General features: G+C 63.9%; 23 protein-coding genes. 10 read left to right on the top strand and 13 right to left on the bottom strand.

Annotated elements, in window-relative coordinates; all coding sequences use genetic code 11:
- The first annotated feature begins 2 nt into the window (after positions 1-2).
- The 3 genes from GRZ55_RS13625 to GRZ55_RS13615 all read left to right on the top strand — a co-directional run bounded on the left by GRZ55_RS13625 (position 3) and on the right by GRZ55_RS13615 (position 2,893).
- On the top strand, positions 3-1,256 hold the full coding sequence (locus GRZ55_RS13625; protein WP_169287484.1) for a phenylacetate--CoA ligase family protein: 1,254 nt from the start codon (positions 3-5) through the stop codon (positions 1,254-1,256).
- Positions 1,257-1,362: 106 nt separating this feature from the next.
- Positions 1,363-2,427, top strand: coding sequence for a ferrochelatase (gene hemH, locus GRZ55_RS13620; RefSeq protein ID WP_169287483.1), 1,065 nt, complete (start codon positions 1,363-1,365; stop codon positions 2,425-2,427).
- Positions 2,428-2,533: 106 nt separating this feature from the next.
- Positions 2,534-2,893: a DUF4342 domain-containing protein gene (locus GRZ55_RS13615; protein WP_169287482.1), complete on the top strand. Its 360-nt coding sequence runs from the start codon at positions 2,534-2,536 to the stop codon at positions 2,891-2,893.
- 114 nt (positions 2,894-3,007) lie between these two features.
- Here the strand turns inward: GRZ55_RS13615 and GRZ55_RS13610 are convergent, their stop codons facing one another.
- The gene (locus GRZ55_RS13610) at positions 3,008-3,535 is read right to left on the bottom strand and encodes a cytochrome b (RefSeq protein WP_169287481.1); all 528 of its coding nucleotides are present in this window, start codon (positions 3,533-3,535) and stop codon (positions 3,008-3,010) included.
- Positions 3,536-3,609: 74 nt separating this feature from the next.
- On the opposite strand from GRZ55_RS13610, the gene GRZ55_RS13605 reads away from it, so the two are divergent.
- Positions 3,610-4,059 carry a MarR family winged helix-turn-helix transcriptional regulator gene (locus GRZ55_RS13605; protein WP_169287480.1) on the top strand — a complete coding sequence of 150 codons (450 nt, stop codon included), beginning with the start codon at positions 3,610-3,612 and terminating at the stop codon, positions 4,057-4,059.
- Here the strand turns inward: GRZ55_RS13605 and GRZ55_RS13600 are convergent, their stop codons facing one another.
- Positions 4,060-5,739 (bottom strand): formate--tetrahydrofolate ligase, encoded by a 1,680-nt coding sequence (locus GRZ55_RS13600; protein ID WP_169287479.1) that lies wholly within the window; start codon positions 5,737-5,739, stop codon positions 4,060-4,062.
- 286 nt (positions 5,740-6,025) lie between these two features.
- Between GRZ55_RS13600 and GRZ55_RS13595 the strand changes: the two genes are divergently transcribed.
- Entirely contained in the window at positions 6,026-6,979 is a 954-nt protein-coding gene (locus GRZ55_RS13595) for a Gfo/Idh/MocA family protein (protein WP_169287478.1), read from the top strand.
- Positions 6,980-6,986: 7 nt separating this feature from the next.
- Here GRZ55_RS13595 and mnmA read toward each other — a convergent pair whose 3' ends face one another.
- A complete protein-coding gene (gene mnmA, locus GRZ55_RS13590) occupies positions 6,987-8,165 on the bottom strand; it encodes a tRNA 2-thiouridine(34) synthase MnmA (RefSeq protein WP_169287477.1) in 1,179 nt (392 codons plus the stop codon).
- Positions 8,166-8,409: 244 nt separating this feature from the next.
- Here mnmA and GRZ55_RS13585 point away from each other — a divergent pair, with 244 nt between their 5' ends.
- Positions 8,410-8,685 carry a DUF1153 domain-containing protein gene (locus tag GRZ55_RS13585; RefSeq protein ID WP_169287476.1) on the top strand — a complete coding sequence of 92 codons (276 nt, stop codon included), beginning with the start codon at positions 8,410-8,412 and terminating at the stop codon, positions 8,683-8,685.
- Between the two features lie 20 nt (positions 8,686-8,705).
- Here GRZ55_RS13585 and GRZ55_RS13580 read toward each other — a convergent pair whose 3' ends face one another.
- Together GRZ55_RS13580 and GRZ55_RS13575 are read right to left on the bottom strand one after the other, a co-directional pair.
- On the bottom strand, positions 8,706-9,845 hold the full coding sequence (locus GRZ55_RS13580; RefSeq protein ID WP_169287475.1) for an AI-2E family transporter: 1,140 nt from the start codon (positions 9,843-9,845) through the stop codon (positions 8,706-8,708).
- An 84-nt stretch (positions 9,846-9,929) separates the two neighbouring features.
- Positions 9,930-10,304 carry a flagellar export protein FliJ gene (locus GRZ55_RS13575; RefSeq protein WP_169287474.1) on the bottom strand — a complete coding sequence of 125 codons (375 nt, stop codon included), beginning with the start codon at positions 10,302-10,304 and terminating at the stop codon, positions 9,930-9,932.
- Positions 10,305-10,742: 438 nt separating this feature from the next.
- Here GRZ55_RS13575 and ctrA point away from each other — a divergent pair, with 438 nt between their 5' ends.
- Positions 10,743-11,438, top strand: coding sequence for a response regulator transcription factor CtrA (gene ctrA / locus GRZ55_RS13570; protein WP_169287473.1), 696 nt, complete (start codon positions 10,743-10,745; stop codon positions 11,436-11,438).
- 83 nt (positions 11,439-11,521) lie between these two features.
- Here ctrA and GRZ55_RS13565 read toward each other — a convergent pair whose 3' ends face one another.
- Both GRZ55_RS13565 and chpT read right to left on the bottom strand, forming a co-directional pair.
- Positions 11,522-11,893, bottom strand: a complete 372-nt coding sequence (locus tag GRZ55_RS13565; protein ID WP_169287472.1) for a PleD family two-component system response regulator — start codon at positions 11,891-11,893, stop codon at positions 11,522-11,524.
- Between the two features lie 137 nt (positions 11,894-12,030).
- Positions 12,031-12,660, bottom strand: coding sequence for a histidine phosphotransferase ChpT (gene chpT / locus GRZ55_RS13560; protein WP_169287471.1), 630 nt, complete (start codon positions 12,658-12,660; stop codon positions 12,031-12,033).
- Positions 12,661-12,954: 294 nt separating this feature from the next.
- Here chpT and GRZ55_RS13555 point away from each other — a divergent pair, with 294 nt between their 5' ends.
- Together GRZ55_RS13555 and GRZ55_RS13550 are read left to right on the top strand one after the other, a co-directional pair.
- The gene (locus GRZ55_RS13555; RefSeq protein WP_246734728.1) at positions 12,955-13,509 is read left to right on the top strand and encodes a DUF1134 domain-containing protein; all 555 of its coding nucleotides are present in this window, start codon (positions 12,955-12,957) and stop codon (positions 13,507-13,509) included.
- 140 nt (positions 13,510-13,649) lie between these two features.
- The gene (locus tag GRZ55_RS13550) at positions 13,650-14,732 is read left to right on the top strand and encodes a hypothetical protein (RefSeq protein WP_169287469.1); all 1,083 of its coding nucleotides are present in this window, start codon (positions 13,650-13,652) and stop codon (positions 14,730-14,732) included.
- On the opposite strand, the gene GRZ55_RS13545 is transcribed toward GRZ55_RS13550, so the two are convergent.
- The 6 genes from GRZ55_RS13545 to GRZ55_RS13520 all read right to left on the bottom strand — a co-directional run bounded on the left by GRZ55_RS13545 (position 14,729) and on the right by GRZ55_RS13520 (position 19,944).
- A complete protein-coding gene (locus tag GRZ55_RS13545; RefSeq protein WP_169287468.1) occupies positions 14,729-15,532 on the bottom strand; it encodes an RNA methyltransferase in 804 nt (267 codons plus the stop codon). The two genes, GRZ55_RS13550 and GRZ55_RS13545, sit on opposite strands and share 4 nt — an antisense overlap.
- 3 nt (positions 15,533-15,535) lie before the next feature.
- Complete coding sequence (locus GRZ55_RS13540; protein WP_169287467.1) at positions 15,536-16,300, bottom strand: HugZ family protein; 765 nt, start codon at positions 16,298-16,300, stop codon at positions 15,536-15,538.
- Between the two features lie 5 nt (positions 16,301-16,305).
- Positions 16,306-17,463 (bottom strand): CaiB/BaiF CoA-transferase family protein, encoded by a 1,158-nt coding sequence (locus tag GRZ55_RS13535; protein WP_306785605.1) that lies wholly within the window; start codon positions 17,461-17,463, stop codon positions 16,306-16,308.
- 11 nt (positions 17,464-17,474) lie between these two features.
- Positions 17,475-18,236, bottom strand: coding sequence for a 3-hydroxyacyl-CoA dehydrogenase (locus GRZ55_RS13530; RefSeq protein ID WP_169287466.1), 762 nt, complete (start codon positions 18,234-18,236; stop codon positions 17,475-17,477).
- A gap of 78 nt (positions 18,237-18,314) precedes the next feature.
- Positions 18,315-19,307 carry an N-acetyltransferase DgcN gene (gene dgcN, locus GRZ55_RS13525; RefSeq protein WP_169287465.1) on the bottom strand — a complete coding sequence of 331 codons (993 nt, stop codon included), beginning with the start codon at positions 19,305-19,307 and terminating at the stop codon, positions 18,315-18,317.
- Between the two features lie 76 nt (positions 19,308-19,383).
- The gene (locus GRZ55_RS13520; RefSeq protein ID WP_169287464.1) at positions 19,384-19,944 is read right to left on the bottom strand and encodes a hypothetical protein; all 561 of its coding nucleotides are present in this window, start codon (positions 19,942-19,944) and stop codon (positions 19,384-19,386) included.
- A gap of 455 nt (positions 19,945-20,399) precedes the next feature.
- Between GRZ55_RS13520 and GRZ55_RS13515 the strand changes: the two genes are divergently transcribed.
- The gene (locus GRZ55_RS13515; protein ID WP_169287463.1) at positions 20,400-21,743 is read left to right on the top strand and encodes a DEAD/DEAH box helicase; all 1,344 of its coding nucleotides are present in this window, start codon (positions 20,400-20,402) and stop codon (positions 21,741-21,743) included.
- Positions 21,744-21,746: the final 3 nt, after the last annotated feature.

Genomic DNA, 21,746 nt, shown 5'->3' with positions numbered 1-21,746 from the left:
CCATGAGCCTGCATTTCGACGCGCTCGAGACGCGCGCCCCGGAAGAACGCGAGATAGAGCTGTTTTCTCGCCTGCCCGGCTTCCTGCGAACTGCCATGCTGCGCATGTCCGGGCTGGGCAACTGGCTCGAGGGCGTGGACCCGGAAAAGGTGATGTCGCGCGAGGCGCTTGCGGCCCTGCCCGTCCTGCGCAAATCCGAACTGATGCGTTTGCAGTCGGAAGACCCGCCCTTCGGCGGCTATGCCGACATGGCCGCGCTGAGCGGTCAGCGCGTCTTCATGTCGCCCGGCCCGATCTTCGAGCCCGAACTCTCGCAGGAGCAGACCCTCAACGTCGCGCGTGCATTCTTCGCCGCCGGCATTCGCCCCGGCGATCTCGTCCATAATGCCTTTTCCTACCACATGACACCTGGCGGATTCATGCTCGATGCTGGCGCGCGGGCGCTGGGATGCGCTGTCTTTGCGGCGGGAACCGGCAACACGGACATGCAGGTCGAGGCAGCTGCGATGCTGAAGCCCACCGTCTATGCCGGCACGCCCGACTTCCTGAAGATCATCCTCGACAAGGCTCTGGAAGCCGGCCGCGACCTCTCATCCCTCCGCCGCGCGCTTGTGTCCGGGGGCGCGCTCTTTCCCTCGCTGCGGGCCGAATATGCCACGCGCGGCGTCAACGTGCTGCAATGCTACGCGACGGCTGAGTTCGGCGTAATCGCCTATGAGACAACGAACGACGCGGGCGAGCCGCTGCCCGGCATGGTCGTGGGCGAGGAACTGATCGTGGAGATCGTGCGGCCCGGCACCGGCGACCCAGTCGCGCATGGCGAGGTCGGCGAACTCGTCATCACCTGCCTCAACCCGGCCTATCCGTTGGTGCGGCTTGGTACCGGCGATCTCTCGGCGGTGCTGAGCGAGCCCTCGCCTTGCGGGCGCACCGGCACGCGCATCGCGGGCTGGATGGGCCGCGCCGACCAGCGCACCAAGGTCAAGGGCATGTTCGTCGACCCCAAACATGTCTCGCAGATCGTGGCGCTTCACGCCGAGATCGCCCGTGCGCGGCTCGTGGTTGTCCGCAGGGGTGACCAGGACGCGATGCGGCTCGAAGTAGAACCGGCCGCCGGCGCCAACCCCGACCTGGACGCCATCGCCGCCAGCCTGCGCGAGATCACGAAGCTCGGGGGCGGTGTGGAGATCGTCGCGCCGGGCTCCCTGCCCAATGACGGCAAGGTGATTTCAGACGAGCGCGACTACGCGCACTAGTTGCGCGACGCAAATTGTCGCGGCGGCCGGGCTCCGGCCGGCCCACCATTGAACCGGTGGACGGAACGTCTAGTTTTGGCCCAACACCTCACGGGAATTCGATCTCATGACCATCCAGACCACCATCGACCGGAGCAGTGCGCGCGCCATTGGCCCGCTGCCGAAGGACCATCCGCCCGTCAAGCCGCGCAAGACCGGTGTCATGCTGGTCAATCTGGGCACGCCCGACGCCACTGATTACTGGTCCATGCGCCGATATCTGAGCGAGTTCCTGTCCGACAAGAGGGTCATCGAATGGCCGAGCGTGCTGTGGCAGCCCATCCTGCAGGGAATCGTGCTCTCGCGCAGGCCGAAAAAATCGGGCGCTGCCTATGACGAAATCTGGAACCAGGAGAAGAACGAGTCGCCACTGCGCACTTTCACGCGCTCGCAATCCGACAAGCTGGCAGCCGCCTTGTCCGAACACGACCACATCCATGTCGACTGGGCGATGCGCTACGGCAACCCTTCCATGGAGAGCGTGGTGACGAAGATGATGGATGCGGGCTGCGATCGCATCGTCATGTTTCCGCTCTACCCCCAATACTCGGCGACCACCACCGCCACGGTCAACGACAAGTTCTTCGACGCGCTGAAGAAGCTGCGTTTCCAGCCGGCAGCTCGCACCGTCCCGTCCTATTATGACGAGCCGATCTATATCGAGGCCCTGGCCCGCTCGATCGAAAACCACATGGCGACGCTGGAATTCGAGCCGGAGGTCGTCATCGCCTCCTATCACGGCATCCCGCAGAGCTATTTCAGGAAGGGTGATCCCTATCACTGTCATTGCCACAAGACGACGCGACTGCTGCGCGAGCGCCTGGGCTGGGGCGAGAAGAAGCTGATCACGACGTTCCAGTCGCGCTTCGGGCCCGAAGAGTGGCTGCAGCCCTATACCGACAAGACGGTCGAGGCGATGGCCAGGAACGGCGTGAAGTCGATCGCCGTCTTCAACCCGGGCTTCGTCGTCGACTGCCTGGAAACGCTCGAGGAGATTGCCGGCGAAGCAGGCGAGATCTTCCACGAGGCCGGCGGCGAGAACTTCACGCACATTCCCTGTCTCAACGACAGCGACGAGGGCATGGCCGTCATCGAGAGCCTGATCAGGCGCGAATTGTCCGGCTGGCTCTGACAGACCTTTCCGTTGTGTCGGCCGGGTTGACCACGGTCAATGCCTTGCCCTGCGTTGCCGCGCAGAGCTTGCGTGCCTTGAAAGGCATCAGCGAAAGGTCACGACCATGGTCGATCAGAACTCCGAAAAGCAGCACAGATTTACCGAGCAGATGGAAATCACTGGCCACGAGCTGGTCGAGCGCGTGAAGGAGCTCCTGGCTGAGGGCAATGTGCGCCAGCTTCGCATCAAGGCCGCCGATGGGGACGTCTTTTTCGAAACGCCGCTAACGGTCGGTGTCATCGCGGGTGGGGCAGTGGCACTGGCAGCGCCGTGGCTTGCCATCCTGGCGGTCATCGCCGCGCTTGTCACGAAGGTGCAGATCGATGTGATGCGCGAGGAACCAGGCGCCGAGGAGAATCCCGAAACTTCGGCCGCCGAAAAGCCTGCCGCAAAGGTAGCCAAGCCGAGAAAGAAGGCCGTCTAGGCGAGACCCGCGCTGGCCCCGTGTCGATGAAAGTCGACTGACGCGGCACCGACCTCTGCCCGAGGTGACCCGCAATCGTTCGTTCGTCCGCGAACGGACGATTGCCGGCACTACCTATGGAAGCATGCGCGACATCGTGGCGTCCCGTCGCACGAACTGGTGATAGAGCGCCGCTGCGATGTGCACCACGGCCAGGAGGACCAGCAGCCGGCCGGCGATGCCGTGGACGGCGCGGGGTGGATAGTCCTGGAAATCCGGTAGTCCGGTTGCCTCGCCCCAGACCACGTCGCCCGCGCCCGACAGGGCCATCATTGCGATGCCGCTGGCACCGAGCACGATGATGATGAGGTAGAGAAGCCGGTGGACGATCCGGGCGGACCTGCCCTGCCAGCGCGGCAGGCCGGCCGTCTCCACGGGACGGCGATCGGCGAAAAGCCACCAGCCGATGCGAAACAGCGTCAGTGAGAGAACCGCTATACCGGCGGCGGTGTGAAGACGCAGCACCTGGATCTTGGCTGCCTCGTCGGCCGTATCAGCCGCCACGAAACCTGCCCAGAGCAACCCCAGTATGGCCACCGCCGATATCCAGTGTATGGCGATCGCCACGCTGCCATAGCGATCCGGATTGCTTTTCCACCCCATGACACGCATCCTTGCCGATTGCCGTGAACGCAGTCTATATAGCATACGATGCATAAATATAGCAAGCTATATAGATGAAGCTCGATGCTTCGCAATCCGCCGGCTACCTGACGAACTGGGCCGCCCGCCTGTTCGCACGCGCGATCGACAGACGGCTCAAGCCGTTGGGAGTCTCTTCGGGTCAGTTGCCTGTCCTGTTCGCGCTGAGTTCGGGCGCAGCCTTGTCGCAAAGGCAACTGGCGCTTGCCGCAGCGACCGAACAACCGACCATGGCGGCCACCCTGACGCGAATGGAACGCGACCGGTTGCTGGTTAAGCGGCCCAATCCCCGGGATGGCCGCAGCATGCTCTATTCGCTCTCGCCCGAGGCGCTGGAAAAGACCGCCGACATCAGGGCGGCAGTGGATGCCGTCAACAGGGAGGCGCTCATGGGCCTGAAGGAATACGAGCGCGCCTCCTACCTCGCCATCATGGCAAAAGTGATCGGCGCGCTCGAGGCATCGCTGGAAGAAACGTCGGACTGATCAGAACAGCCCTTCGATCTCGCCCTTGTCGTTCAGGTAGATGCGTTCCGAGGACGGCGTCTTCGGCAGCCCCGGCATCGTCATGATCTCACCGCAGATCGCCACGATGAAGCCGGCACCGGCCGACAGCCTGACCTCGCGCACCGGTACGATATGGTCGGTCGGCGCCCCGCGCAGATTGGGATCGGTCGAGAAGGAATATTGTGTCTTGGCCATGCAGACGGGAAGGTGGCCGTAGCCCTGCTCTTCCCACTGCTGAAGCTGCGCACGCACGGACTTGTCGGCAATTGCCTCCGAGCCACGATAGATCCGCTTGACCACCGTGTTGATCTTCTCGAACAGCGGCATGTCGTCAGGATAGAGCGGCGCGAATTGCGAGGAACCGCTTTCGGCCAGTTCCACGACCTTGTTGGCCAGTTCCTCGATGCCGGCCGAGCCTTCGGCCCAGTGGCGGCACAGGATGGCCTCTTCGCCCATCGAGGCGACGAATTCCTTGACCGCCTGGATCTCGGCATCGGTGTCGGAGTGGAAATGGTTGATCGCGACCACGGCCGGCACGCCGAACTGGCGGACGTTTTCGATGTGGCGGCCCAGATTGGCGCAACCCTTCTTGAGCGCCTCGACATCTTCCTGGCCGAGTTCTTCCTTCTTGACGCCGCCATTCATCTTGAGCGCGCGCACGGTGGCGACGATCACCGCGGCCGACGGCTTCAGGCCCGCCTTGCGACACTTGATGTCGAAGAACTTCTCCGCGCCCAGATCGGCACCGAAGCCGGCTTCCGTGACGACATAATCGGCCAGCTTCAGCGCCGTGGTGGTGGCCACCACGGAGTTGCAGCCATGGGCGATGTTGGCGAACGGCCCGCCATGGACGAAGGCCGGATTGTTCTCCAGCGTCTGCACGAGGTTCGGCTGCATGGCGTCCTTGAGGAGAACGGTCATCGCACCATCGGCCTTGATGTCGCGGGCATAAATAGGGGTCTTGTCGCGCCGGTAGCCGATGATGATGTCGCCGAGACGCTTCTCCAAATCCTTGAGATCGCTGGCAAGGCACAGGATGGCCATGACCTCGGACGCCACCGTGATGTCGAAGCCGGCCTCGCGCGGATAGCCATTGGCGACGCCGCCCAACGAGCAGACGATGGAACGAAGCGCACGGTCATTCATGTCCATGACGCGCCGCCACGCGATGCGGCGGATGTCGATTCCCTGCTCGTTGCCCCAGTAGATGTGGTTGTCGATCAGCGCGGAGAGAAGATTGTGGGCCGTGGTGATGGCGTGGAAGTCGCCGGTAAAGTGCAGGTTCATGTCTTCCATGGGAACGACCTGCGCGTAGCCGCCGCCTGCCGCACCGCCCTTGATGCCGAAATTCGGCCCAAGGGAGGCTTCCCGTATACAGATCATCGCCTTTTTGCCGATCCGGTTGAGCCCATCGCCCAGGCCAACCGTGGTGGTGGTCTTGCCCTCGCCCGCCGGCGTCGGGTTGATCGCCGTCACCAGGATGAGCTTGCCATCCTGTCCGCCTCTCTTGGAAGCGATGAACTCGGCGGAAACCTTGGCTTTGTCGTGGCCGTAGGGGAGGAGATGCTCCTGCGGGATGCCGAGCTTCTCGCCGATCTCCATGATCCGCTTTTTCTTGGCGCCGCGCGCGATTTCGATGTCGGTTTTGAATTCGGCCATGACCTCACTCCCAGGACAGTTTGGATTGCATGCAGCTGGTATACAGTGTCTTCGGCCACTTAGGAACCGCTCTTTTGCGGCGATATCAGGCATGGCGGCCCACCGCTGCACAAAAAGCGACAGGCTCGGGCCCAGCCGCGGCCCGCGGCAGCGCGCAGCCCGGAACATGCGGTCCGGCCAGGCTTGCAACAGGCCGAGCATGGACGCACCCGGTGCCCGGGGGTTGAGTTCACCGCCCCCGGGGCTTATGTGACAGCGTCGCCATGTACCGAGCCAGCAAAATTCAATGAAGCCGCGTATCGCAGTACTGGGTTGCGGATATTGGGGTTCCAACCATATCCGGACATTGAAGGCTTTGGGTGCCCTTCATGCCGTGTCGGACATGAACGCTGCGCGCGCCGAAGGATTTGCGACCGAACAGAACTGCCTCATGATCGCGCCCGACGACCTCGCCTCCCATGAGGAAATTGACGCCATCGTCATGGCGCTGCCGCCCCAGTATCACGCGGACGCTGCGATCCGCGCCGTCGAAAACGGCAAGGACGTTCTCGTCGAGAAGCCCATCGCGCTGACCGTCGCCGATGCGGAGCGCGCGGTCGAGGCGGCGAGGCGCAACGGCCGCGTCTTCATGGTGGGCCACGTCCTGCGCTTTCATCCGGCCTTCGAGCAGCTGAAGAGACTCATCGACGCGGGCGAACTGGGCGAAGTGCGCTACATTCATTCCCACAGGCTGGGCCTCGGCAAATTCCACACCGAGAACGATGCGCTCTGGGATCTTGCCCCGCACGATCTGTCGATGATCCTGGCGATCACGGGGGAGGAGCCGGTGGAGATCCGCGGCGAAGGGGCGGCATTGCTCGACCATCTCAGCGACTTCGCCCATCTCCACATGCGTTTTGCCAACGGCCTGCGCAGCCACCTCTTCACGTCGCGGCTCAACCCCTACCGGGAACGAAAGCTGACCGTTGTCGGCACCAAGGCGATGGCAGTATTCGACGATGTCGAACCCTGGGACCGCAAGCTGGCGGTCTATCGCCATGCGGTCTGGCAGGACAGCGGCCAGTGGGCCTTCACGACCAACGAACCTTCCTATGTCCCCGTCCATGAGGGCATGCCGCTGACGCGCGAACTGGAGCATTTCATCCATTGCGTGGAAACCCGCGAGGAGCCCCGCACGGGCGGCGAGGAGGCAATCCGGGTACTGAAGGTCCTGACGGCCGGCACCGTCAGCCACGATTGAGCGGCCTTCAGGCCGCCGGCATGGATGCCAGCCGCGCCAGCATCGCTTCAGCTTCGACCCCGCGCTCCGAGCGGTCGATGAAGCCACCACCCAGCACCCGCGCCTCGTTGCCATCGTCAGTATAAAGCGCGCAGGCCTGGCCTGGCGCCACACCGGCCTCGCCATCGACGAGATCTACCCAAACGCCGCGCGCATCCGCATGCAGCCGCGCCGGCTTCGGCGGCCGGGTAGAGCGTACCTTCGCGAAAAGCTCCATGCCCTCTGCGGGAAGTTCGGCGAGCGCACCGTCTCCGAGCCAGTTCACGTCGCGCAAAAAGACGCGGCGAGTCTCCAGGGCCTCGCGCGGACCGACGACCACCCGGGCCCGTGCGGCGTCAAGATGGACTACGTAGAGCGGATCGCCCGTCGCCACGCCGATCCCGCGCCGCTGCCCGATCGTATAGCGGACAATCCCTTCGTGCCGACCGAGCACCCGGCCATCAATGTGCACGATGTCGCCAGCTTCGGCGGCTTCCGGCCTCAACTTCGCGATGACGTCGGAATAGCGCCCCTGCGGCACGAAGCAGATGTCCTGGCTGTCGGCCTTGGCGGCAATGGACAGCCCCATCTCCTCGGCAGCCTGCCGGACCTCGGGCTTTGACATGCCGCCGAGCGGAAAGCGCACGTAATCGACCTGCTCCTGCGTCGTGGCGAACAGAAAATAGCTCTGGTCACGATCGGCATCGACGGGCCGGTAGAGGGCCCGGTGAGCGCCCTGGGCACGAGAGCGGATATAGTGGCCGGTTGCCAGCGCCGCAGCACCGAGGTCGCGCGCGGTCTGCAGGAGATCGGCGAACTTGACCGTCTGGTTGCAGGCGACGCAGGGTATCGGCGTCTCACCGGCTGCGTAGCTTTCGGCGAAGGGGTTGATCACCGCATCGCGGAAACGCCGCTCGTAGTCCAGCACGTAATGCGGAATGCCGAGCGTCTCGGCGACGCGGCGCGCGTCGTCGATGTCCTGCCCCGCGCAGCAGGCGCCGGCACGGTGAACCGCGGCGCCGTGATCGTAGAGCTGGAGCGTGACGCCCACCACGTCATAGCCTTCACGCGCAAGCAGTCCCGCCACGACGGACGAGTCGACGCCACCGGACATCGCGACAACGACTCGCGTCTCTTCGGGGCGGCCGGGAAGGTCGAGGCTGTTCATCATGCTACCATGTACGCGTTTCAAGGGTGGCGGCTGTCTCGCGCGTATATAGGTGAAAAGGCCGCTGAACGCCAACGCCGCCCCCCGTGCGGCAACCTCCGGCATTGGATTCAAATGCGGCGAAAAGGCGTAACACCTGATTCATCTTCCTTGCCGAACCCTTACGCCATGCTTAGCCAATTTTTAAAGCTGGCCGTTTAGACTGAGTTCCATTGCGTTGTGTGGTCTTTTGTAGAGAGTAAGTATGACCGATCTGGTTCGACCGCGAGTGAAGTACGTCATCGGCCCGGACGGCAGCCCGCTGACCATTGCCGACCTTCCGCCGACCAACACCCGTCGCTGGGTCATTCGTCGCAAGGCGGAGGTTGTCGCCGCGGTGCGCGGCGGGCTTCTCAGCCTCGAAGAGGCCTGCAATCGCTACAAGCTCACCGTGGAAGAGTTTCTCTCCTGGCAGGCTTCAATCGACGAATATGGCCTCGCCGGTCTTCGCACCACCCGTATCCAGCAATATCGCCACTGATCCGTCCGCCCCGGCGCCTCCTACACGCTGTCCGACGGTGTCGTCCTTCTTTCGCTGATCCTGCCGTCGCGCGACAGGAGGATGGCGATCGGCCGCAGGCTGGGGACATGTGAACACACGATCATGACGATCACCATGATGGGCACGGCCAGAAACATGCCGACGATCCCCCAGATCGCGCCCCAGAACGTGAGCGACAGGACGATCGCGAAGGACGACAGATGCAGGGCCCGCCCCATCAACATGGGGTCGATGACGTTTCCGATGACGAATTGCAGCGCCCCCACCGAGCCAAGCACCACGATCACCATCACCCAGCTGTCGAACTGAACGAGCGCTACCAGCGTCGGCACGAGCGTCGCAACGATCGAACCGATATTGGGAATGAAGTTGAGGATGAAGGAAAGAAGCGCCAGCGTCTCGGCAAAATCGAGCCCCAGAAGCGCCAGGAGCAGATAGACTGTCACTCCGGTAGCGGCGCTGACGGCCGTCTTGACCAGGATGTAATGGTGCACGCTGTGGGCGATCGAGGCGATGATCTCCTCGACCCTCGCCGCTTGGCCGGGATCGGGAAACAGGCGCATCACCTTGGCGGCAAACCAGCCGCGCTCGGCGAACATGAAGCCGACATACAAAATCACCAGCACGGTGGACACCAGAAGGTTGCCGGCCTGTCCCGCCAGCGTCCTTACATAGGCGCCAAAATCGATGTCCTGAAACGCGACGAGTATGGATTGGGCAACGTCGTCGCCCAGCCACACGAATAGCGCCGCCACCGCCTCCTGAATCCGTTCGGCATAGCCTGGAACCACCACCATCGCCGCGTCGATCTGCGTGGTGGCCATGCCGAACAGCGCCAGAAGCGACGCGGCGATGGTGAGCATCGCGACGATCGTGGCCAGCCAGTGCGGGATATGAAACGGACCGATGCGCTGACGCGCAAAGAAGTCGATCACGGCGCTGGTGAGGCTGAATATGAGAAGCGCAATCGCCAGCGGGATCAGGAAGAAGCGCCCCTCCACGAGCGCGACAAGGACGACCCCGGACGCGATGATGCCGATGAGCCAACCAGCCGGACGCGAGGCCAGCACGCCTGGCGCGCCGCGCGTGGCGGGCGCTTCATCGGCCGGATGGCTTTTCTGGTCGGGAAGCTGCGACATGGTGCGCGGGAGCAAAGCACCATGAAGCTGTCTTTAGCAAGTGTACCGGTCGGCGCCTGGCACGATCATGCGCTGCGGCAGCGCCTATCCGATGACGGCGCGACGAGAACCGTCGGCGTCACGGTTCCGCGAATCGCGGGATTCGAGCAATTCGGCCTTCTCGAGTTCGACCTCGGCCTCGCGCAGAAGTGTTTCGGCCGCCTCGCGCTGGGTCACGAGGTCGGATTTCGAATTCTGCAGGTTGTCGCGACGTTGCCGCGCGGCCTTCGCGAAGGTCGGATAGGCGAAATGGTTGATGTCGGTGATGCCGGCCTTCTTCTCTTCATTATTGATCTGAAGATCGAGTTCGGCAGCCATCCGATCGAACTCGGCGATCATGGCATCAAGCTGCTGCAGTTGCCGCTTCTTCTCGTTCACCTGAAACTGTTTCAGGCGCACGAGGTTGTCGCGTGACTTCATGGCTTGGTACTCCCTTACACAACCAACCCGTCACTGGCATACGAGCAGCGCCGTCGGCGCGCCGCGGACAACCGCAATTCGCTGACCAAAGAGCCCCTCTTGCGGTGCGACGGTAACCTTTCGTTTACGTCCATTGTTAATCATAGAGGTCAGGGCTTAAGGGGCGGTAAATAAGCCGGCCGGCCCACGCAAACTTCGCAAATCGACTCACATTGAGTCACTTGCGTGCATTTCTTAATGCATCGCTCGAAATTCGGACCGCCATGTTTTTACCGTGCTTTCAACAAAATAGGGCTAAATCTGCATGTCGTGGAATTGGCTTCGTGGTCCGAATCAGATTTTGTTAACCATTCGGTGGCAGCCTCTGTTACGAGGCCATCATCGCTGCGGCGCCGGAACCCGCGCTTTTCAGGTCCGGGGGCAGAGAAGGGGATTTAAATGCGCGTTCTGCTGATAGAAGACGACAGTGCAACCGCTCAGAGCATCGAATTGATGCTCAAATCGGAGAGCTTCAACGTCTACACGACGGACCTTGGCGAAGAGGGCGTCGATCTCGGCAAGCTCTACGACTACGATCTGATCCTTCTCGATCTCAATCTTCCCGACATGTCGGGATATGAGGTCCTGCGGACACTCCGCCTGTCGAAGGTGAAGACGCCGATCCTCATCCTGTCCGGCATGGCCGGCATCGAGGACAAGGTGCGCGGGCTGGGCTTTGGCGCCGACGACTACATGACCAAGCCGTTCCACAAGGATGAGCTGGTTGCGCGCATTCACGCCATCGTGCGCCGCTCCAAGGGACACGCCCAGTCGGTCATCACGACCGGCGACCTTATCGTCAACCTGGACGCCAAGACCGTCGAAGTCGGCGGACAGCGCGTCCACCTGACGGGCAAGGAATACCAGATGCTCGAGCTGCTCTCGCTGCGCAAGGGCACGACGCTGACCAAGGAGATGTTCCTCAACCATCTCTATGGCGGCATGGACGAGCCGGAGCTGAAGATCATCGACGTCTTCATCTGCAAGCTGCGCAAGAAGCTGGATGCGGCATCCGGCGGCCAGAATTACATCGAAACGGTGTGGGGTCGCGGCTACGTGCTGCGCGAGCCCGAAGAGATGCGCGAAAGCGCCTGACGGCTGCCTGACCATCCCCTTTGAAGAGAAAATGCCGGCCCTTGGCCGGCATTTTTCTTAGTCGTCGAATTGAGGTCGATCGGTCAGGCGGCAGCCAGTTCCATCTGGCGGAAGCGCTCCAGAAGCTGCGGCCGGTTGAACGGCTTGAGCATGTAGCCTTTGGCCCCTGCCCGCTTCGCCCGCATGATCGTGCCTATGTCGAGCTGCGTCATGGACAACAGGATGTCCGGCTTGCAGGAAGCGTCGATGGCGGTGACGCTGCGGATGAAGTCTACACCGGCCATGTCGGGCAGATTGTTGTCCACCAGGATGATGTCGGGCATCTGGGCCGTGCACATGGCAAGGGCCTCGTCACCGTGGCTCGCATCCACGATGATCATGTCCGGCCCCTCGAGGATGCGTCGCGCAACCTTGCGAATGACGTTGGATCCGTCGACGATCATGCAGCGTTTCATGTCTGCCACCCTCAGTACATGGCGCCTGCCGCTCGATTGACGGCAAGTGATATGAAGAGAGTAGCCCCTATCCGTAAACAGCCCGGAAAACGGAACGGTTAATCTGCCGTTAATTGTCGGGAAGGATCGCTCCCCGCTCAGGCCGCCGTGAGCACGATCTCTTCGGCCCCGGCGCGGATCGAGATGTTCATCCCCGCCTCGCGGGCCAGAAGCAGCGTGTAATAGGGCTGCACGGCATGCGCGTCGATCGGCTCGTCCGGCATTTGGCCGGAATGCAGCTCCAGGAACCGCGCGGGCACACGCACCATCGGTCCGTTGGCACTCAGCACGAAGCGGGGCTGTGTCTGGAGATCGTGCAGCTCGGCCTTCAGCTTGCCGCCACGCGGAATTCCGGCATTGGCGATCAGAAGAAGGTTGAGCAGCAGCTTGACCTTCGCCTTGGGCAGAAGCGCGCGTTCGCCTGTCCAGACCAGTTCGGCCTTCTCGTTGGCGAAGAACGCGTTGGCGACCGTCTCGGCATCGCCTGTGTCGATCTGCATCCCGGCGGAACCGGCCGCGCCGAAAGCCAGCCTCGCGAACTGCAGCCGTGCCGAAGCGTTTCGGGCGCTGGTGCGAATGAGGCGCATCGCATCCTCATCGGCCCCACCCTCGTCGAGCAGTTCCAGACCGTTGTTGATCGCTCCCACGGGAGAAATGATGTCGTGGCAGATACGGCTGCACAGCAGCGCCGCGAGATCGCTCGCGCTCAGCGTCAAAACATCGGTCATCAGAATACCGCCCCTCTCAAGCCTGGATCCCGCCGCCTCCTCCAAGGCCGGATCACCCGCGAATCGCTTTTTCGACTGGGTATTTTGGTTACACAGCGAGCCGCGCACCGCAAGCAAGACAGCCTTTCGAGCCGGGCGTGCAACCGCGCATTAATGGTTGAAAAAGGATTACGGGCTAGACTGGCAATTGATCGATTTGCCTCGGTCGGTGCTCGAAACGCCACCGCGGCACTTAGAGACGGACCTTCCGGAAGGAGAAGCGATATGTCGTTCGGATCCAGGATTCAGAATGGGATGCGCGTAGCATTGGCAGCCGTGTTTTGCGCACTTGTCGTTGCCGCCACGCCCGCCAAAGCGCAGTCCGACGGGACTTTTTCGGCGCAGGAAGTCCTCGACGCCGGTCACCACTTCTTCGGCGCCACCTCCGGCGGCCTTGCCTCGGTCGTCGAGCACGTTTTCTCCTCGCTCGGCCTGCCGAACGGCTACATTCTCGGCGAGGAAGGTTCGGGAGCCGTCATCGGCGGCCTGACCTATGGCGAAGGCACGCTGTTCACCAAGAATGTCGGCGACCACAGGGTCTTCTGGCAAGGTCCATCGCTCGGCTGGGATTTTGGCGGACAGGGATCGAGGACCATGATCCTCGTCTACAATCTCGACCAGGTGCCGAGCCTCTACGACCGGTATGTGGGTGTTGCTGGCTCGGCCTACGTCGTAGCGGGCCTGGGCTTCAACGTCATGCGTCGCGGCGATGTCCTGCTGGTGCCCGTGCGCACCGGCGTCGGCGCCCGCCTGGGCGTCAATATCGGCTATCTCAAGCTGACCCAGAACCCCACCTGGAACCCTTTCTGAAGCATCACGTTGAGGGCCGCGTTCTTGCGCGGCCACTTCCGGGGCTGGATTCGAGTCGCAGGCTCATGGCAAAGTCTGTCCACATCGCCGACCGGGACGCTTGACTGTGGCGGCGACGGCGCGGACGGAAGCATGACAGCGTGATCCAGAGCATCCTTTTCTTTTTGCTGGGCTTTTTGTGCGCCGGCTTCCTCGCTTTGATGGTGGCTCCCGTCATCTGGCGCCGCGCGGTCAACCTCACGCGCAAGCGCGTCGAATCCTCAATCCCGCTGACCTTGAGCGAGATACAGGCGGAGAAGGATGCGCTCCGGGCCGAATTCGCCATGTCCATCCGTCGGCTGGAGCAGAAGCTCCAGGTGACCGCGGAAAAGGCTTCGCGTCAGGCCGTCGAGATCGGGCGGCGCCAGGAGGACTCGAAGGCCCTCACCGCGCAGCGCGATGCCGCCCGCGAGAAATCGGCATCCCTCGAAGCCGAAATTGCCAGGCTGACGGGCCGGCTCGAGAAGTCCCAGCAGGAACTCGCCCAGACAGTGGAAAGGCTCTCGGCGGCCCGCGCCCGCATCGACGAGCAGGCCCAGGAGATCGACAAGATCGGCACGCTTTACGACGATGCCAGCTTTGCCGCCTCCAGCAGGCAGATCGAACTCGTGGCGCGCGAAACCGAGATCGAGAAACTGTCGGGCGACATTGCCGTTGCACGCAGCGGCCGCAAGGAGGCGGAGCGCAAGATGCGCGAAACCATCGCCGAAAACCGGCAACTGCAGGGACAAGCAGATACCACGCGGCGGAAGATTGCGGATCTTGAGCGCAAGATGGCACGCATGATCACCAATCTGACCAATGCGGAAGAAAGGCTGGAGCGGCGCGAGAAGGAACTGGCGCGCCTGCGCCGCCAGGCGCGGCCAGCGGCCGGCGACAATACCCAGGTCGATGGGCAGACAGAGCACTCCGAAGACGACTCGATCGAGGCTCAACTGGCCGAACTTCAGCATGAGAACCGCCAATTGCGGCAGCTGGTGCAGGCAGGGGGCGACGATGAAAAGCTCCGCGAGCAGATGCATGAACTCGCCGCAGAGGTGGTGGCGATGGCCGCAAGGCTCGAGGCGCCCGATTCCCGCATCTCGGAGATGATCGACGTCCTGCCTTCCGACGACGCCGGTCAGGGGGCCATCAGCCTGGCCGAACGCATCCGCGCCCTGCAGCATCGCGTCGACGCGAGCTAACGCGCGCCGCGCCAGAGACGGTGCAGCGCGATGGCCGAGGCGGCTGCGACGTTGAGGCTGTCCATGCCTGCCGACATCGGAATTCTCACGGTATTGGCGGCGGAAAGCACATCGGCAGGCAGCCCCTGCCCTTCCGTCCCCAGCAGCAGCGCCCGGCGCCCTCCGGGCCCGACATCGCCGATATCCATGTTTCCGCCGCCGGTGAGGGCGAGAATGTCGAAACCCCTTTCGCGCAACAGCTCCACCAGTGCGGCCGCGCTTCCGCCCCGCGCGAACGGCACCTTCAGCGCCGCGCCCACCGAAACGCGGATGGCCTTGCGGTAGAGCGGGTCGCAGCATGAAGCGTCCATCAGCACCGCATCCGCGTCGAACGCCGCCGCGTTGCGAAAGATCGCGCCTATATTGTCGTGGTTGGAGATCCCGATCGGCACGACCAGCAGCGCCTCTTGCGGAAGGGTGCGCAGCAGATCGGCTGCATCAGGCTCGGCCCCCCGACGCCCGATGGCGAGTATGCCGCGATGGATGTGGAAACCGGCGATCGCGTCCATCACATCCTGCGAGGCAAGGTAGACCGGCATGTCTTCGGGGGCCTGCGAGAGCGTTGCCTCGAGCCCCGCCAGCCGGTTCTCGAGCACCAGCACTGAATCCGCGGTGAAGCGCCGCGAGGCAAACAGCACGTTCAGGACCACCTTGCCTTCCGCCACGAAGGCGCCGTGCCGCCCGGCGAGGTCGCGCTCACGGATCGAGCGATAGGCTGCGATACGGGGATCGTCGGCGCTTTCGATCCTGATCGGCGTCATGGCTTATTCCCCGAGCGCTTCCCGGCATTCGGCCGCCATCGCGACCAGCGCCTTGCGCATCTCGCCTGCGGCATGCAGCGGCCTTGGGAAACCGATCCGCAGCACCTTGTCGCCGAGTGCAAGATCGAGGCCGTCAGGATCGATGCCGGTCAGGGTCCAGGCTCCGGCGGCGGCCTTGCCGTAATGGCGCGCATAGAGCGCGATGGCGTCGGCATGGTCCGCATTCATGTGGGCGACCGCGCCTGCTTCGCTGCCTGCAAGTCCTTCAGCCACCGTTTTGTCCGAGAGGAGGTCGTCGGCCGTCAACCGATAGGCCTTGCCGAAGCCGCCATTGAGACTGGCACCTTCGGGATGCAGCCGGAAATAGGCGAAATCGCCGAAATCCGCATAGAGCTTTGCCTTGGGATGGCGGGCGAGAAAACGGCGCGCGATGCGCACATGATCCTCGCTGCCACGTTCGACGCGCTCGGCGCAGCAGGCGATGGTGACGCGGGGATGTGCCAGCGGATCGCCCTTGCCGGGCTCGCCCAGCAGCAGCGAACAGCGCGCATCGGCCAGAAGCCCAGGCGTGTGACCCGACAGCGAGGAGACAAGGATGATCGGCGTCCCATCGAGGTCGGTCGCAACCGCAACGCGACTGGCCTGAGGCGCCCCGGTCTCGGGGTCAAGCACCGCAAGCGCGCCATAGCGAGCGGAGCGCATAAGGGACCGCGCCAGCCCGGTCGCCTCGTCATCCGTCGGTCGGATGACCTCCTTCTTCTCGGTCATATTCTTCAACCCTTGCCCACGATGCCGGCCGAAAGCAGTTCTTCGCAGCGCCCCGGGTCTATCCCGAACCTCGCAAGCGCTTCGCCTGGTGCCGCCTCTTCCAACCCACGGACCCGCGTGGTGCTGCGCGAGAAACGTGGTGCCGGCGCCGGCCGCGTGAAACCGCCCGCCTCGACAAAGGTCTCGCGGGCCGCATTGTGCGGGTGCGCAGGCGCCTCGCTCATCGACAGGACCGGCGCCACGCAGGCATCCGTTGCTCCGAAGTGTTCGGCCCATTCGTCGCGCGTCTTCTCCTTCAGACGGGCCGCGATGGCCTCGCGCATCTCGCCCCATAGGGAGACGTCGTACTGGCGTTGCGCCAGCGTGTCGTCGAGCGGCAGCAGCCGGGCGAATTCGGCGAAGAACTGCGGCTCCAGACAACCAACCGCGAGATGGCCACCATCCGCCGTCTCATAGGTGTCGTAGAAAGGCGCGCCGGTATCGAGCAGGTTGGAACCGCGTCGGTCCTGCCAGAACCCGGATGCCAGAAAGCCGAAAAACGGGGCCGCCAGCATCGCCGCGCCGTCGATCATCGCGGCGTCCACCACCTGTCCTCGGCCCGAGCGCCCGCGCTCGAACAGGGCGGCCAGGACGCCCATGATCAGGAACATGGTCCCGCCGCCATAATCGGCCGCCAGGTTGAGCGGCGGGATCGGCCGCCCGCCCTTCTCGCCGATGGCATGAAGAACGCCGGAATGAGCGAGATAGGTGATGTCGTGACCCGCCCTCTTGCTCATTGGACCATCCTGGCCGAAGCCCGTCATGCGGCCGTAGATGAGGCCCGGATTGGCCGCTTGCAGGATTTCGGGACCAAGGCCCAGACGCTCCATCACGCCGGGTCGGAAGCCCTCGATGAGCAGGTCGGCGGCCTTCGCCATCTCCACCAGCAGGTCGACGCCTTCGGCTCGTTTCAGATCGAGCTTGACGATCTTGCGTCCGTGCCGGTCGAGGTCGTAGCGTTTCGGCTGGCCGAGCAGATCGGCGCCGCTGCCCAGCCGCTCGACCCGCAGAACCTCGGCGCCCATCTCGGCCAGCATCAGCCCGGCCAGGGGCACGGGGCCGAGCCCGGCCATCTCGATCACCTTCAGCCCGGCCAGCGGGCCCCGTGGCGCCTCCTGGGCCAAGATCGACGGCCCTATTTCGGGGCCATGCGGATGGCCCCGTCGAGGCGGATCGTCTCGCCGTTGAGCATCTGGTTTTCGACGATATGGCAGGCAAGCGCGCCATACTCGGCCGGTTCGCCGAGGCGAGGCGGGAACGGAACCTGCTGGCCGAGCGAATCCTGCGCTTCCTGCGGCAGGCCGGCCAGCATGGGCGTCTTGAAGATGCCGGGCGCGATGGTGCAGACCCGGATGCCGGACCGTGCGAGATCGCGTGCGATCGGCAGGGTCATGCCGACCACGCCGCCCTTGGAGGCCGAATAGGCGACCTGGCCGATCTGGCCGTCATAGGCCGCGACGGAGGCCGTGTTGACGATCACGCCGCGCTCTCCGCCTTCCAGCGGCTCGAGATCCTGAACCCGCACGGCAAAGAGGCGGATCATGTTGAAGGTACCGAGAAGGTTCACTTCCAGAACCTTGCGATAGATGTCGAGCGGGTGAGCGCCGTCCTTGCTGACCGTCTTCATGGCGACTGCGATGCCCGCGCAATTGACCAGGATTCGCGGGTCGCCGAGCTTCTCGGCAGCCGCGGCGATGGCTGCCTTGGCGCTGTCCTCATTGGACACGTCGCATTTGATGCCGACGCCGCCGAGTTCTTCGGCGACCTTCTGTGCCCGCTGCTCGGCGACGTCGAGAATGGCGACCTTCGCCCCTTTTGCCGCAAGCGCGCGCGCCGTTGCCTCACCGAGGCCGGAGCTTCCGCCTGTAATGATGGCGACCTGGGCAGATGGGTTCATGTGGTTTCCTCCAGAATGATTTGCCGCAAAACAGCTTTCCTGCACCCTAGCGCCCGCCGCGCTTCGGCGGCAACCGCGTCAGAGCGCCTCGGCCAGGCGCGCCGCGCCATGCCGGTAGGGATCGACCGTCGGCAGGCCCATCCGGTCTTCCACCTTGGTCAGATAGGCCTTGGCTTCATCTTCGCTCATGGCCGCAGTGTTCACCGACACACCCGTCACACGGACGTCCGGATTGACGATTCGCGCCGTTTCCAGCGAGAGATCGCGCAGCGCCTCTAGTGTCGGAAGCTTGTAATGTGGAAGCCCGCGCATGTGGGTGCGCGTGGGCTCATGGCAGAGGACCAGCGCATCCGGCCGGCCACCGTGAATCAGCGCCATGGTCACGCCCGAGAAGGAAGGGTGGAACAGGCTGCCCTGCCCTTCGATCAGGTCCCAGTGGTCGTCGTCATTGTCGGGCGTCAGCCACTCGATCGAACCGGCCATGAAGTCCGCCACGACCGCGTCCAGCGGCACGCCCGACCCGGTGATGAGGATTCCCGTCTGGCCCGTCGCGCGGAACGTGGCCTTCATGCCCGCCTCGCGCATCGCCTTTTCCATGGCGAGTGCGGTGTACATCTTGCCGACAGAACAATCGGTGCCGACCGCCAGGCATCGTTTGCCCTTGCGCGCGGCCCCATTGCCGATGGGATACTTGTTCTGCGGCGTCCGCACGTCGATCAGCCGCGTGTCCGAGGCCTTGGCCGCAGCCACGATCTCCGGGCGATCCTGAAGGCGATCGTGCAGGCCCGACGCGATGTCCATGCCCTTTTCCAGCGCCTCGATCAGTATCGGCATCCAGTCGTCCGACATCACGCCACCGCGATTGGCCGCGCCGATGACCAGCGTGCGCGCGCCAGCCTCCCAGGCCTGGGCAATGTCCATCTCATCCAGTCCGAGATCGGCCTTGCAGTTTGCAAGTCGCATCTGCCCCAACGCGAATTCGGGACGCCAGTCGCGCACACCCTGGGCCGTCTTGGCCGCAAGCTGGTCCGGGGCATCGCCGAGGAATAGGAGGTACGGGGTCTTCAGCATGAGGAGGTCTCGCGAGTGTTGGTTCGCCCTCCTTAGCCCCAACCAGCCTGCCGCTCAATCGGCATTGCCCGCTGGCCTAATACTCGGCGAGGTGCAATTGCGTATCGAAGGTGCCTTCGATCGCGCGGCAGTCATCGAGATCGGGCTCCGCGAACATCCCGTCCTGGCGGCAGAGCTGCCCCGAGAAGCGGCCGCGCGCGTGGCCCCTCTCGGACAGATCGAGATCGTCGAACTGGAAGCTGACCTCCATCTGCCCGTCGCCGCTGGTAAAGAAGGGTCCGGACATGCCTTCCGGAAACAGGGACAGCGTCGAATCGAAGGTCTCGGCCGAAGGGCCCTCCCCCATCAATGTGACATCGAGCGACAGGACGTTGCGCATCATCGATCCCGACTCCGGATCGTGACCCTGGATGGATATCGAAGTCATTGGCCCGACCTGCGAATGTTCAGCCGTCGCGGTATCTTCCGAAGCCAGGTGCAGCGTCGTCCAGGTGCCGGATTGGCCACCGATCGTGGCCTCTATCGTTCCGATCTCCTGCATTGCCAGCGAAGGGCTGGCACCCGCGACACTCAAGACGATGGCCCCCAGAAGGGCGCCCCCGAGGCGGCTGGAAAGACATTTTGGAATTTGCGACATGCTGGCTCGTTCCTCCTTTTCGAACTCCCGACGATGGACGAAGGCGCGTCTTGAAGGTCGCGCGCCCTTACGGCAGCGTGAATTCTAGCTGCTCGCAGCCACATTGAACAAGCCGGCCGGATACCTCCCATGCAGGCATCGGCTTGACTTGTGCGCCGCCAACCCCGATATACGGGCCGTACCCGCTTGGCTGCCGCGTGAGCAGCCCGCCCCCATGATCTCCGACCTTGTCGGCATGGCCATGAGAAAGAGGCAGGGCGGACGTCTCGGTCGCGATCCTCGCCACCGATCTTCTCCAACAGGTTCCCAATTCACGCGGGGTGCTGACGACCAGGCGGTCTGAATCCGCCGCGGTCGCAACCGCAACCGCGCGACAGGCGTCTTGAAGGACGTGGCCCCGCGCATATTGATTCGCGGCCGCGATGGATTCGCTGGCCGCCTGAAAGGCTAGAAAATTGACTGATTTTTCCACTCTCGGGCTCTCGCCCGCCATTCTTAAGTCCGTAACCGAACTGGGCTTCACCCAGCCCACCCCGATCCAGGTGCAGGCCATTCCGCATCTGCTCGAAGGCCGCGATCTCGTGGGCCTCGCCCAGACCGGCACCGGCAAGACGGCCGCCTTCGGCCTGCCTTTGATCCAGAAGCTCTCCGGCTACGGCGCACGCCCCGGCCCGCGGGCCACCCATGCGCTGATCCTGGCGCCGACGCGCGAACTGGTAAACCAGATCGCCACCAATCTGCGTGGCTTCGTGCGCCATTCGCATCTCAAGGTGACTGCGGTCGTTGGCGGCCAGTCGATCAACGCCCAGACCAATGCGCTGCAGCGCGGGACCGACATTCTGGTGGCCACGCCCGGTCGCCTGCTCGACCTCGTCGAGCGCAAGGCGATTCGGCTCGACACCGCGAAGGTGCTGATCCTGGACGAAGCCGACCAGATGCTGGATCTCGGCTTCATCCACGCCTTGCGCCAGATCGCCAAGCTGGTCGGCACGCCGCGCCAGACGATGCTGTTCTCGGCCACCATGCCGAACCAGATCGAGGATCTGTCGCGTGCCTATCTGGTCGATCCGGTCCGGGTCGAGGTCTCCCCGCCCGGACGCACCGCCGACCGGGTTGCCCAGTCGGTTCATTTTGTCGACCAGCGTGCCAAGACCGGTCTTCTGACCAATCTTCTGAAGCAGCGTCCCGGCGATCTCTCGCTGGTATTCGCCCGCACCAAGCACGGCGCGGAGAAGCTGATGAAGAACCTCGTCAAGGACGGGCTGGCAGCGGCCTCCATTCACGGCAACAAAAGCCAGGGCCAGCGTGAGCGCGCCATCAAGGCGTTCCGCGACGGCGAGATTCGCGTGCTCGTGGCGACCGATGTGGCGGCGCGCGGGATCGATATTCCGGGCGTTTCCCACGTCTATAATTTCGACCTGCCGGAAGTTGCCGAATCCTATGTCCACCGGATCGGCCGCACCGCGCGTGCAGGTGCCGAGGGCAAGGCCGTGGCATTCTGCTCGGCAGCCGAGATGCACCTTTTGCGGGGCATCGAGAAGCTGACGGGCATCGCGCTCGAGGTCGTCGGCGGCACGGAACCGAGCCGGCAGGCAGCCGCGCAGGCAGCCGACGAGGCCTCGAAGGAGCGCCGCGACGCGCAGCGTCAGCGGCCCGGCAACGGCCCGCGCATGAAAAGCGGACATCAGAAGCCTGGCCAGAAGTCGGCAGAGGCCAGATCCGGCCAGAGGCAGGGCGAGCAGCAGCGTCCCGCAGGCAACAAGCGCCGCCGTCCGCGCCGCCAGCGCGCAGCGGCTTAGGCC

Source organism: Chelativorans sp. ZYF759 (assembly GCF_012911015.1).
Classification (GTDB): Bacteria; Pseudomonadota; Alphaproteobacteria; order Rhizobiales; family Rhizobiaceae; genus ZYF759.
The sequence above is the reverse complement of the archived record's forward strand: the minus strand, read 5'-3'. Positions and strand labels throughout refer to the sequence as shown.